Origin of the sequence: Pseudoduganella sp. UC29_71, from assembly GCF_042693265.1 — a bacterium.
GTDB lineage: Bacteria > Pseudomonadota > Gammaproteobacteria > Burkholderiales > Burkholderiaceae_D > Rugamonas.
Genome location: NZ_CP170549.1, coordinates 5,282,788 through 5,295,672, shown reverse-complemented (window position 1 = coordinate 5,295,672; position 12,885 = coordinate 5,282,788). Strand labels below are relative to the sequence as shown.

Here is a 12,885-nt window from a genome sequence, read left to right as displayed (position 1 = left end):
CTCAGCCGAAGTGGTCGAAACCCTGTACGCGTAGCGCCAGCGGCGCGCCGTGCGCGTCCACCAGGCGCAGGCCGGGTTCGGCCTCGATACGGCCCACGCGCGTCACGGGGGTGCCGCTTTGCGCGCCGGCCGCCAGCACCGCCTCGCGTGCCGACGCGGGCGCCGTGAAGCACAGCTCATAATCATCGCCGCCGGCCGCCGCGTAGGCACGCCGCCATTGCTGCGCGCAGCCGGCCAGTACCGGACCGGCCGGCAGCGCGTCCACGTCCAGCATGGCGCCCACCCCGGACAGCTTGAGGATATGGCCGATGTCGCCCACCAGCCCGTCCGAGATGTCGATGGCTGCGTGCGCGATGCGCTGCTGCGCCAGCAGGCGCCCCAGCGCCACGCGCGGCGTGGGCGCGTGCAGGCGCGCCGAGGCCGCCGCCAGGCGCGCCGTCTCGCCCGCCAGCTGCGCGCCCGCGCCCGGCTCCTTCAGACAGGCCGCCAGCGCCAGGCGCGCGTCGCCCAGGGTGCCTGAGATCCAGATATCGTCGCCCGGCCTGGCCGCGTCGCGCCGCAGCGCCTCGCCGGGCGCCAGTTCGCCGAAGATGGTGATGCAGATGTTGAGCGGACCCTTGGTGGTGTCGCCGCCTATCAGCTCGCAGCCGTGGGCGTCCGCCAGCGCGAACAGCCCGGCCGAAAAGCTTGCCAGCCACCCCCGGTCGGCCGACGGCAGCGCCAGCGCCAGCGTAAAGCCCACCGGCCGCGCGCCCATGGCTGCCAGGTCGGACAAATTGACGGCCAGGCTTTTATGCCCCAGCTGCACGGGATCGGCGCCGGCGAAGAAATGGCGGCCTTCCACCAGCATGTCCGAGGAAATGGCGGTCTGCATGCCGGCGCCCGGCGTGAGCAAGGCGCAATCGTCGCCTATGCCCAGCGTGGCGCGGACAGGGCGGGGGCGGTTGAAGTATTCTGCGATGAGGTCGAATTCGGAGAGCATGCCGCCATTGTACTAGCGTGCCGGGTACTAGCGTGGCGGGCGTTGCCGCCCTCGGCCAGTCAATCGTCGAGCGCCCGGCGCTTGTGGCGGCTGGAGCTGTAGCCCCACACCGCGGTCGAGGCCACGGCCGCCGCGCCGAGCAGCGCCGACTGCACCGAACCGGGCTCGGCGAAACACAGCATCACCGTGGCCACGGGAAAGACCACACTGGAGAGTCGGAAGCAGTTGTGCCAGAACTGGGAGCTCATCGCGTGCCTTTCTCTCAAGGATGTCATACAACCCAGTCTATTACGCGTATTCCACATTGTCTAGAAGAACTATAACTTTTATGCAATTTGGCGCAATCCTTGCATGCGGAAAGGCGCCGGCGCCATAGAAAAAATTGATAATATTGATAATACCGATAGTTATTCTGTCTGATTCGTGAAAATACCTAGCTAACTGAAAGAATTGGTCTGATAGAATCGGAAGCTTTCCCGATAGACAAACAGGAAGGCAGTACAGCATGGATTCGTCATCTGATAAAAAAGAGGAATTGAGACAACAACTGCGCCTGGCCGCGCTCGAGTACCACGAGTGCCCCAAACCCGGCAAAATCAGTGTTACCCCCACCAAGCAGTTGACCAACCAGCGCGACCTCGCGCTAGCCTATTCCCCCGGCGTGGCTGCCCCCTGCGAAGAAATCGTCGCGGACCCCGCCAACTCCTACAAGTACACCGCGCGCGGCAACCTGGTTGCCGTCATCACCAACGGCACCGCCGTGCTGGGCCTGGGCAATATCGGCCCGCTGGCCGCCAAGCCTGTGATGGAAGGCAAGGGCGTGCTGTTCAAGAAATTCGCCGGCATCGACGTGTTCGACATCGAGATCAACGAATCGGACCCGGACAAGCTGTGCGACATCATCGCCGCGCTGGAACCGACCTTCGGCGGCGTGAACCTGGAAGACATCAAGGCGCCCGAGTGCTTCGCCATCGAGCGCCAGCTGCGCGACCGCATGAAGATCCCCGTGTTCCATGACGACCAGCACGGCACCGCCATCATCGTCGGCGCGGCGCTGCTCAACGGCATCCAGCTGGTGGGCAAGAACATCAAGGAATGCAAACTGGTGGTATCCGGCGCCGGCGCGGCCGCGCTGGCCTGCCTGGACCTGATCGTCGACCTCGGCTTCCCGCTGGAAAACATCTTCGTCACCGACCTGGCCGGCGTGGTCTACAAGGGCCGCACCGAGCTGATGGACCCGGACAAGGAACGCTTCGCGCGCGACACCACGGCCCGCACCCTGGCCGAAGTGATCCCGGACGCCGACATCTTCCTGGGCGTATCCGCCGGCGGCGTGCTCAAGCAGGACATGGTCAAGCAGATGGCGCCCAACCCGCTGATCCTGGCGCTGGCCAACCCGAACCCGGAAATCCTGCCGGAAGACGTGAAAGCGGTGCGCGGCGACGCCATCATCTGCACCGGCCGTTCGGACTACCCGAACCAGGTCAACAACGTGTTGTGCTTCCCCTACATCTTCCGCGGCGCGCTCGACTGCGGCGCCACCACGATTACCCGTGAAATGGAAATCGCCGTGGTGCACGCGATCGCCGAGCTGGCGCACGCCGAGCAGTCCGACATCGTCGCCACCACGTATGGTGTCAACAACCTGTCGTTCGGCCCGGAATACCTGATCCCGATGCCGTTCGACCCGCGCCTGCTGACCAAGATCGCCCCGGCCGTGGCCAAGGCGGCCTTCGAGTCCGGTGTGGCCACCCGTCCGATCAAGGACCTGGAAGCCTACGCCGACAGCCTGCAGCAGTTCGTGTACCGCTCCGGCACCTTCATGAAGCCGCTGTTCGCGGTGGCCAAGCAGACCCCCGCCGAGCTCAAGCGCATCGTCTACGCCGAAGGCGAAGAGGAACGCGTGCTGCGCGCGGTGCAGGTCATCGTCGACGAGCGCCTGGCGCGCCCCATCCTGGTGGGCCGTCCGCCGGTGCTGGAGAGCCGCATCCACAAGTTCGGCCTGCGCCTGAAGCAGGGCGTGGACTACGACGTCATCAACCCGGACTTCGACGAGCGCTATCGCGACTACTGGCAGTCCTACTACGCGCTGACCAACCGCCAGGGCGTGACGCAGGAATACGCCAAGCTGGAAATGCGCCGCCGCCACTCGCTGATCGGCGCCATGATGATCAAGAAGGGCGACGCCGACGGCATGATCTGCGGCACCTTCGGCACCACCGACCTGCACCTGAAGTATATCGACCAGGTGCTGGGCCGCCGCCCGGGCGCCTGCGTGTACGCCGCCATGAACGTGCTGGTGCTGCCGGAGCGCCAGCTGGCCATCGTCGACACCCACGTCAACGAGAACCCGGACGCCAACCAGCTGGCCGCCATCACCATCATGGCCGCCGAGGAAATGAAGCGCTTCGGCCTGCAGCCGCGCGCGGCGCTGCTGTCGCACTCGAACTTCGGCTCGTCCAACAGCGCCTCGGCGCAGAAGATGCGCGCCGCGCTGGCGCTGGTGAAGCAACAGGCGCCGGACCTGGAAGTGGACGGCGAAATGCATGGCGACACCGCCATGGATTCCAAGCTGCGCAAGAAGATCATGCCCGATTCCACCCTGACGGCGGACGCCAACCTGCTGGTGATGCCGAACATCGACTCGGCCAACATCGCCTACAACCTGCTGAAAACGGCGGCCGGCAACGGCATCGCGGTCGGCCCCATCCTGCTGGGCTGCGCCGCGCCGGTGCACATCCTGACCCCGTCGGCCACCGTGCGCCGCATCGTCAACATGACGGCGCTGTGCGTGGTGGACGCGGTGGCGCAGCGCAAGGCTTGATAGCGGTTAGTTGCCCTGTAACAAGATGTAAGTAGTGTAAGCCCGCTCCGGTGCGAACCGGGCGGGCTTCATGTCTCTGTTACAATACCCGGCTGTCAAAGTTCTGTTGGAAAACGTGAATATCATGCAAAAGACTAAAAAAGCGCTCGTTACGGGCATTACCGGCCAGGATGGCGCCTACCTGGCGGAACTGCTGCTGGGCAAGGGATACGAAGTCACCGGCACCTACCGCCGCACCAGCTCCGTGAACTTCTGGCGCATTGAAGAACTGGGCATCCAGAATCACCCCAACCTGAAACTGGTCGAATACGACCTGACCGACCTGAGTTCGAGCATCCGCCTGATGCAGAACGGCGATTTCGACGAGGTCTACAACCTGGCGGCGCAAAGCTTTGTGGGCGTGTCCTTCGAGCAGCCCGTCACCACCGCGGAAATCACCGGCATCGGCCCGGTCAACCTGCTCGAAGCGATCCGCATCGTCAATCCGAAGATCCGCTTCTACCAGGCGTCGACCTCGGAAATGTTCGGCAAGGTGCAAGCCATTCCGCAAGTGGAAGACACCCCATTCTATCCGCGCAGCCCGTACGGCGTGGCCAAGCTGTACGCGCACTGGATGACGGTGAACTACCGCGAGTCCTACGGCATCTTCGGCTCCTCGGGCATCCTGTTCAACCACGAGTCGCCGCTGCGCGGCCGCGAATTCGTCACCCGCAAGATCACCGACTCGGTCGCCAAGATCAAGCTGGGCAAGCTGGACGTGCTGGAGCTGGGCAATATGGACGCCAAGCGCGACTGGGGCTACGCCAAGGAATACGTGGAAGGCATGTGGCGCATCCTGCAGGCGGACGAGCCGGGCACCTACGTGCTGGCCACCAACCGCACCGAGACCGTGCGCGACTTCGTCACCATGGCCTTCAAGGCCGCCGGTATCGCCATCGAATGGAAGGGCGAAGCGGAGAATGAAACCGGCCACGACGCCAAGACCGGCAAGACGCTGGTGCGCGTCAATCCGAAGTTCTACCGTCCGGCCGAAGTGGAACTGCTGATCGGTAATCCGGCCAAGGCCACCAAGGAACTGGGCTGGACCCCGAAAACCACGCTGGAAGAGCTGTGCCAGCTGATGGTGGACGCCGACCTGCGCCGCAACGAGATCGGCTTCTCGTTCTGATGGACGCGCCGGTGCCGCAGTCGTTGCAACCCCTGCAGCTGCTGTCGCCCTCGCAGGAGGGCGCCGGCAAGCGCGCGCTCGTCACCGGGCTGGCCGGTTTCACCGGCCGCTACGTGGCGGCCGAGCTGCGCGCGGCCGGCTACCGCGTCACCGGTACCACGGTGCCGGGCCACGGCGGCGTGTCCGAGGACATGCTGGCGGTGGACCTGACCGACCGCGCCGCCGTCGCAGCCATGGTGCAGCAGGTGCAGCCCGACGTGGTGGTGCACCTGGCGGCGATCGCCTTCGTGGCGCACGCCGACATTGAACAGATTTACCGCGTCAACGTGGTGGGCACCCGCAACCTGCTGGAAGGCCTGGCCGCGCTGGCGAAAAAACCGTCCGCCGTGCTGCTCGCGTCGAGCGCCAATATCTACGGCAACGCCGACTTGCCCATGCTGGGCGAGGACGTGCCGCCGTCCCGGCCAACGACTATGCGGTATCCAAGCTGTCCATGGAATACATGGCCCGCCTGTGGATGGACAAGCTGCCCATCATCATCACCCGCCCGTTCAACTACACGGGCGTGGGCCAGCATGAAAACTTCCTGCTGCCGAAAATCGTTGCGCATTTCCGCCGCAGGGCCGCCGACATCGAGCTGGGCAACCTGCACGTGTGGCGCGACTTCTCGGACGTGCGCATGGTGGCCGCCGCCTACCGGCAGCTGCTGGCCAGGGCGCCGGCCGGGCAAACCTTCAACATCTGTTCCAGTACCGGCTACTCGCTGGGCGAAGCGCTGGACATGATGGGCCGCATCGCCGGCTACCAGATCAACGTGCATGTGAACTCCGCCTTTGTGCGCGCCAACGAAGTGGTGCGCCTGGTTGGCGACAACACCCGCCTGGCAGGCGTGGTGGGGCAGATTGTGCCGGTGCCGCTGGAGCAGACCTTGCGCTGGATGTACGAGGCTTGAGTGTCTTGCGCGTTGGCCTTTCCACCACCACTGTTGAACCGGTCCTGACCGGTGGCCGCCTTGACGGCATAGGCGTCTATAGCCAGGCCCTGCTGCGGCATCTGCCGCAAGCGGGCTGCCCGGTGCAGCCCCTGTCCTTTGCACCGTTCGCGCCCTTCGGCAAGGGCGCCTCCGCGCTCAGCGTGGGCACCGCCATGCCGCACTCCTTCCCTGTGACCACGCTGCGCGACCTGTGCACGCCCGGCGCCATGCGCGAGCACATGCCGGGCGTGGACCTGTTCCATTCCACCGACTACCGCACCGTGCGCATGGACTGCATGGTGGTGGCCACGCTGCACGACGCGCTGCCGGTATCGCACCCCGAGTGGTGCAATCCGCGCCTGCGCGGCCTGAAGAACTGGCTGCAGGCCAAGGCCGCGCGCAAGGCCGATCACGTGATCGCCCACACCGAATTCGCCATCCGCGAGCTGGTGGAATGCTTCGGCGTGAGCGAACAGCGCATCAGCGTGGTGCCCTGCGGCGTGGAAGCCGAATGGCTGGACGCGCCGGCGCCGCAAGCCGTGGCCGCCACGCTGGCGCAATACGGCCTGAAGCCCGGCTACTTCCTGTTCGTCGGCACGCTGCAGCCGCGCAAGAATGTCGGCCGCATCCTGGAAGCCTACCTGGCGCTGCCGCCGGTGGTGCGCGCCAAGCGCCAGCTGGTGGTGGTGGGCGCGCCGGGCTGGCGCAGCGAAGAACTGCAGGCGCAAATGAAAGCGGCGGTGCAGAACGGCGAGAACGTGCTGTGGCTGGACCGCCTCACCCACGCCGAACAGCTGCGCCACGTCTACGCCGGCGCCGGCGTGTTCGTATTCCCGTCCCTGTACGAGGGCTTCGGCATCCCGGTGGTGGAGGCGTTTGCCTCCGGCGTGCCGGTGATCGCCTCCAACACCTCGTCGCTGCCGGAAGTGACGCGCGGCGCGGCGCTGGAAGTCGATCCGCTGTCGGTGCCCGGGATCGGCGCGGCCATGCTGGAGCTGGCGCGCGACGACGCCTTGCGCGCGCGCTGCGTGGCCGCCGGACGCGTGCGCGCCGTCGAGCTGACCTGGGCCGAAACCGCGCGCAAGACGGCAGCCGTGTACCACTCCCTCTTATCCTGAACCTATGCGCGTCCTCCATTTCTACAAGACCTATTACCCCGACACGTGGGGCGGCATCGAGCAGGTGATCCGCCAGATGTGCGTGGGCACCACGCGCCTGGGCGTGAAGAACGACGTGCTGACGCTGACCCGCAACGGCGGCCCCGCGCAGATGGAAATCGAGGGCCATACGGTGCACCGCGTGCCGCTCAGCGTGGAAATCGCGTCGAACGCCATGTCCTTCGCAGCCATCCGCAAGCTCAAGCACCTGGCGCGCGACGCGGACGTGATCCACTACCACTTCCCGTGGCCCTTCATGGACCTGGCGCACTTCCTGGCGCGCATCGACAAGCCCAGCGTGGTCACCTACCACTCGGACATCGTGCGCCAGAAGGCGCTGCTGCGCGTGTACACGCCGCTCAAGCAGCGCTTTCTGCGCAGCGTGAACGCCATCGTGGCCACCTCGCCCAACTACCTGGCCTCGTCGCCGGTGCTGGGCCGCTACAAGAACAAGACCCGCACCATCACCTACGGCCTGGACCAGTCGATCTATCCCAAGCCCTCGCCGGCGGTGCTGGACAAGTGGCGCGCGCGCTGCGGCGAGCGCTTCTTCCTGTTCATCGGCATGCTGCGCTACTACAAGGGCCTGCACATCCTGCTGGACGCGCTGGCCGGCACCGATTACCCGGTGGTGATCGTCGGCGCGGGGCCGCTGGAGCAGGAGCTGAAGGCGCACGCCGAACGCCTGGGGTTGACCCACGTGATGTTCGTCGGCGCGCTGGAGGAGGAGGACAAGGTGGCGCTGCTGGAGCTGTCCTACGCCATGGTGTTCCCTTCGCACCTGCGTTCGGAGGCGTTCGGCATTTCGCTGCTGGAAGGGGCCATGTACGGCAAGCCGATGATTTCGAGCGAGATCGGCACCGGCACCACGTACATCAATGTGGACCAGGTGACCGGCATGGTGGTGCCGCCGAGCGACCCGCAGGCCTTTGGCGCGGCCATGCGCGCCTTGTGGGAGCAGCCCGACGTGGCCGCCGCCATGGGCAAGCGCGCCGCCGAGCGCTACCAGGAACTGTTCACCGCCGAGCGCATGGCGCGCAGCTACATGGAGCTGTACCGCGAGCTGGCGGCCGGCGGATTACGCGCTGCGCGCTAACCCGCCCTACGGATCAGCGTTCCGCGACGCTCTCCTGGTTCCGTGGTCCCGTAGGGCGGGTTAGGCGCAGCCGTAACCCGCCGCCTCAGCGCTCCGCCCAGCGCTCCTTGATCTCCACGATCTCGGGCAGGTGCTCCAGGAACAAGTCCACCAGGTGCGCATCGAAATGCTGGCCGCGCTGCTGGCGCAGGTACTGCACCGCTTCCTCCACCGGCCACGCCTCCTTGTAGGGCCGGGACGAGGTCAGCGCGTCGAACACGTCCGCGATCGCCACGATGCGTCCTTCCAGCGGAATATCCTCCCCAGCCAGGCCGCGCGGATAGCCGCTGCCGTCCCACTTCTCGTGATGCGTGAGCGCGATGTTGCGCGCCAGCGCGAGCATGCCGTGGGTGTGCTCGCCGATGATGTCCGCTCCTATCGTCGAGTGCGACTGCATGATCTTCCATTCCTCCTTGTCCAGCGCGGCCGGCTTTTGCAGGATGCGGTCCGGGATGCCGATCTTGCCCACGTCGTGCATGGGCGCGGCGTGCAGCAGGTCTTCGGCGGCGGTATCGCTCAGGCCTGCGGCCAAGCCCAGCACGCGCGCGTAGTGGCTCATGCGGATCACATGCAGCCCGGTTTCGTTGTCCTTGTATTCTGCCGCCAGGCCGAGCCGCTGCACGATCTGCAAGCGCGTTTCCTTCAGCTCGTCGGCTCGCACCAGCGACAAGTGGGTGCGCACGCGGGCGCGCACGATGGGTGGGCTGAGCGGCTTGGTGATGTAATCCACCGCGCCGGCCTCGAAACCGGTCACTTCGTCGTCCGGGTCGTTCAGCGCGGTGGCGAAGATGACGGGGATGGCGGCGGTGGCCGGATCGGCTTTCAGGATGCGGCAGGCTTCGTAGCCGGTGATGCCGGGCATCATGACGTCCAGCAGGATCAGGTTGGGGCGTTCCTGGCGGGCCAGGTCGAGGGCGCGCGCGGCGTCCTTGGCGAACAGCAGGCGGTACTGGTCTTGCAGGATGTGGCGCAGCAGCTGCAGGTTGCTCGCTTCATCATCGACCGCCAGGATCAGCGGCTGCAAAGGGGCTTGGTTCATTGCGGACTTTCTCGGGAAAGGGGCAGCGCATCGGCCATGACGGCGTCCAGTTTAGCCTGCGCCAGCGGGAAATCAAAATTGGCCACGGCCTGGTGCAGCTGGTCCAGCGTGGCCGGCGCCACGTGGCCCTGCACATGGCGCGACAGGCTGGTCAGGGCGTCGTCGTCCAGCGCGCCGCGCCGCAGCGACTGCAGCAGCCGCTGCGCATCGTCGCGCGCCGCCGCGATGTCGAGCGCCAGCGCGGCCATGGCGGGCGAAGGGGGCATGGCGCCTGACCCGCCGTGCTCCGCCGCCGCTGGCGACGCCGATTGCTGGCGCTGCAGCAGCGCGCGGATGGCTTTCAGCGCAGCGGCCAGGTGCAGCGACGCGCTGGCCAGCGCCGCCTCCAGCGCCGCCTCCAGCGCCGCCGCTGCCGCCGCCGTCGCCGGCTTTGTCGCTGCGTCCGCCGGCGCGGCCTTGCTGCCTCCGTCCGGCAGACTGGCGTCGACCTGTTCTTCGATCTCCGCCAGCGCCTGCGCCAGCTGCTCCAGGCCGAGGTTGGCCGCCACGCCGCGCGCGCGGTGGGCCAGTGCCCGGATGGCGGCATGGTCGCCGCTGGCATGCAGCGCTACGAGTTGATGCGCGTCGTCGCCGTGTTCGGTGAGGAAATGGGCCAGCGCCGCCTGGTAGCCTTGCTCGCTGCCGTCCCAGCGCCGCACCCCGGCGGCCTGGTTCAGCACGTGCAGGCCGAGTGCAGGATGCGCGCCGTACAGCGCCGGCGGCACGCCAGCCGAGGGCAGCGCGTCCGCCGCAGGCGCACCGGCCGCTGCGCCGGCGGCAGGCGAAGCGGCAAGCGCCTGCGCCACATCCAGCGCCACCACGCGCGCCAGTTCGCGCGACAGCTGCGGCCAGTCGACCGGCTTGGACGCAAAACCATCCATGCCGGCAGCCGAACTGGCCTGGCGGTGCGCTTCCAGCACGCTGGCCGTCATGGCGATGATGGGCACGCGCCGACGGCCTGCCTGCGCGGCCTGCGCGCGGATGGCGCGGGTGGCGGCCAGGCCGTCCATCACCGGCATCTGCACATCCATCAGGATCACATCGAATTCCGCGCTGCCCGCCAGCTGGGCGGCGGCGGCGCCGTCGGCCGCCGTGGTCACGCTGTGGCCGCGCCGTTCCAGCATCAGGCGCAGCAGTTCCAGGTTCTGTGCCACGTCGTCCGCCGCCAGGATGCGCAGCGGCGGCAGCGCGAACGCCGCGTCCTGCTGCGCTCCTTCGCCCGCGCCGGCGGCACCGGCGGCACCGGCCGCGCCAGCCAGCGCGCTGCGCCCTTGCTCTTGCGCTGGCTGCAGCGGCAGCAGCACATGGAACACCGTGCCCTCGCCCTGCACGCTCTCGGCCCAGATCCGTCCACCCATCAGCTCCACCAGCTGCCTGCTGATGGTGGTGCCCAGTCCCGTGCCGCCATAGCGCCGCGTCATCGACGGGTCGGCCTGCGTGAAGGGATCGAAGATGGCTTCCAGCCGGTCCTGCGCAATGCCGATGCCGGTGTCGCGCACCGCCAGGTGCAGCTGGCCCTCGCGCAGCGATGCGCGCAGCGCCACGCTGCCTTGAGCGGTGAACTTGATGGCGTTGTCCAGCAGGTTGCTCAGGATCTGCCGCATGCGCAGTTCGTCGCCGTGCAGGCGCACCGGCAGCTGCGGCGCGTAGCTGACCTCCATCGCCAGTCCCTTGGCGCGCGCGGCGGCGCCGCTGGTGGAAGTCAGCTCGTCGACCAGCGCCAGGAAGTCATAGTCGGCCAGCTCCAGCTCCACTGCGCCCTTGTCCAGCTTGGCCGTATCCAGGATCTCGTTGAGCAGCCGCAGCAGCGCGCGGCCCGCGTTGCGCACCGTGTTCAGGTGGCGCCGCTGCTCCGGCTGCAGCTCGGTATCGAGCAGCACGTCGGTAAAGCCGAGGATGGAATTCATCGGCGTGCGGATCTCGTGGCTCATATTGGCCACGAAGCTGGCGCGCGCGGCGGCCGCCTGCTCGGCGTTCTCCTTGGCGCGGCGCAGCTCCTGCTCCATGCGGCGGCGCTCGGTAATGTCCAGCATCACGCCGTCGATCCAGCGCACCTCGCCGGCGGCGTCGCGCACCACCGCGCCGTGCTCCCAGATCCAGCGCAGGCTGCCGTCCGCGTGCTGCAGTGCGTATTCGATCAGGTAGGGCTGCTCGCTGGCGATGCTGCGGTCCAGCGCGTCCACCACGTTCTGGCGGTCGGCCGGCACGATCAGGTCGGTCAGCGAGCGGCTCGCGTCCGGACCGACGAAGTCGCGCGCCGGATAGCCGGCCACCAGTTCCACGCCGTCGCTCAGGAACACCAGCGGGTGCGCCCCGCCGGCCAGGCAGCGGAAGGAGATGCCGGGAATGTGCCCGATCAGCGAGCGGAATTGCTGCTCGCTTTCGCCCAGCGCCTGCATCATGGCGCGGCGCTCGCTGATGTCGGTAATGAACAGCACGAACACGTCCTCGCCGCCCTGGCTGGCGTGCCCCAGCGCGCGCCGGATCGGCACCAGGCTGCCGTCCTTGCGCAAGCCATACAGCTCGGCGCCGGCGTGCGCCGCCTGCGTGTCGCGCTGGCGCAGGTGGTACAGCAACCCGTCCTGCGCCGACTGCAGCGGGTCGGCCACCAGCACCGCCACGTTGCGGCCCACGATCTCGCTGCGCCGCCAGCCGAAGATGCGTTCGGCCGAGGCGTTGAAATCCTGGATCACGCCGTCGCCGTCGACCGACACCACGCCGTCCACCGTGGTGGTCAGCAGCGCGCGCATCCAGCTCTCGCTGCGGCGCAGGCTGCGGTACAGCTCGCGATAGCGCAGCAGGCCGTAGGCGCCGGTGACGAACACGGTGAAGGCCACCGTGATGACGGAAATGGCCAGCGCCAGGAAACCGCTGCCGGGACCGGGCGCCGAGCCGGGCGGCGGCACGCCGACAAAACGCGCCGCCGCCATGCCGGTGTAGTGCATGCCGGCGATGGCGCAGCCCATGAACAGCGCGCTCAATGCCAGCCGGGCGCCGTTCTTCAGGCGGCTGGCGCCGCGCAAGCCGAAGCGCACCCACAGCGCCGCCGTGCCCAGCACGACCGCGACCAGGATGGAAACGGCAAACAGCAGCGGGTCGTAGCGCAGGACCAGGGGCGATTCCATGGCCGCCATGCCCGCGTAGTGCATGGCGCCGATGCCCAGGCCCACCAGCAGGCCGCCGCAGGCCAGCGTGCGGCCCGTGAGCCGGCGCCGCCGCACCAGGGCCAGCGCCACGCAGGACGCGCCCAGGCTGGGCAGCAGGGACAGGATGGTGAGCGTGGGTTCGTAGCTGACGCTGGTGCACAGGTTAAAGGCCAGCATGCCGATGAAGTGCATCGACCACACGCCGCAGCCCAGCGCCAGGCTGCCGGCCAGCAGGGCCACGGTGCGCAGCATGCGGTGGCTGCCGCCGCGCGCCTGGCCGGCGAGCTGCAAGCCCATCCACGAGGAAAACACCGCCACCAGCACCGACAGCGCCACCAGCGCGGGGTCGTAGCGGCCATACGTCATCAGGGCCGGATCGGCGGGAGGGGAAAACAGCTGCAGCAGGGAGCTATGGTCCATGG

8 protein-coding genes and 1 pseudogene are annotated in these 12,885 nt (G+C 67.6%); 5 read left to right on the top strand and 4 right to left on the bottom strand.

Features of this window, described 5'->3' with window-relative positions:
- Position 1: 1 nt before the first annotated feature.
- Entirely contained in the window at positions 2-982 is a 981-nt protein-coding gene (gene thiL, locus ACFJI2_RS23490; protein WP_377702146.1) for a thiamine-phosphate kinase, read from the bottom strand.
- Positions 983-1,041: 59 nt separating this feature from the next.
- Entirely contained in the window at positions 1,042-1,230 is a 189-nt protein-coding gene (locus tag ACFJI2_RS23485; RefSeq protein WP_377702145.1) for a hypothetical protein, read from the bottom strand.
- A 257-nt stretch (positions 1,231-1,487) separates the two neighbouring features.
- Between ACFJI2_RS23485 and ACFJI2_RS23480 the strand changes: the two genes are divergently transcribed.
- The 5 genes and pseudogenes from ACFJI2_RS23480 (at position 1,488) to ACFJI2_RS23460 (ending at position 8,200) form a co-directional block, all read left to right on the top strand.
- Entirely contained in the window at positions 1,488-3,806 is a 2,319-nt protein-coding gene (locus tag ACFJI2_RS23480; RefSeq protein ID WP_377702144.1) for an NADP-dependent malic enzyme, read from the top strand.
- A gap of 124 nt (positions 3,807-3,930) precedes the next feature.
- Positions 3,931-4,974 carry a GDP-mannose 4,6-dehydratase gene (gmd, locus tag ACFJI2_RS23475; protein ID WP_132137875.1) on the top strand — a complete coding sequence of 348 codons (1,044 nt, stop codon included), beginning with the start codon at positions 3,931-3,933 and terminating at the stop codon, positions 4,972-4,974.
- Between the two features lie 41 nt (positions 4,975-5,015).
- A pseudogene (locus ACFJI2_RS23470) lies at positions 5,016-5,926 on the top strand (NAD-dependent epimerase/dehydratase family protein).
- A gap of 5 nt (positions 5,927-5,931) precedes the next feature.
- Positions 5,932-7,065, top strand: a complete 1,134-nt coding sequence (locus tag ACFJI2_RS23465; protein WP_377702143.1) for a glycosyltransferase family 4 protein — start codon at positions 5,932-5,934, stop codon at positions 7,063-7,065.
- A gap of 4 nt (positions 7,066-7,069) precedes the next feature.
- Entirely contained in the window at positions 7,070-8,200 is a 1,131-nt protein-coding gene (locus ACFJI2_RS23460) for a glycosyltransferase family 4 protein (RefSeq protein WP_377702142.1), read from the top strand.
- Between the two features lie 85 nt (positions 8,201-8,285).
- Here ACFJI2_RS23460 and ACFJI2_RS23455 read toward each other — a convergent pair whose 3' ends face one another.
- Both ACFJI2_RS23455 and ACFJI2_RS23450 read right to left on the bottom strand, forming a co-directional pair.
- Positions 8,286-9,278, bottom strand: a complete 993-nt coding sequence (locus ACFJI2_RS23455) for an HD-GYP domain-containing protein (RefSeq protein WP_377702141.1) — start codon at positions 9,276-9,278, stop codon at positions 8,286-8,288.
- Positions 9,275-12,883, bottom strand: a complete 3,609-nt coding sequence (locus ACFJI2_RS23450; protein ID WP_377702140.1) for an MHYT domain-containing protein — start codon at positions 12,881-12,883, stop codon at positions 9,275-9,277. The genes ACFJI2_RS23455 and ACFJI2_RS23450 overlap by 4 nt, the downstream gene beginning before the upstream one ends.
- Positions 12,884-12,885: the final 2 nt, after the last annotated feature.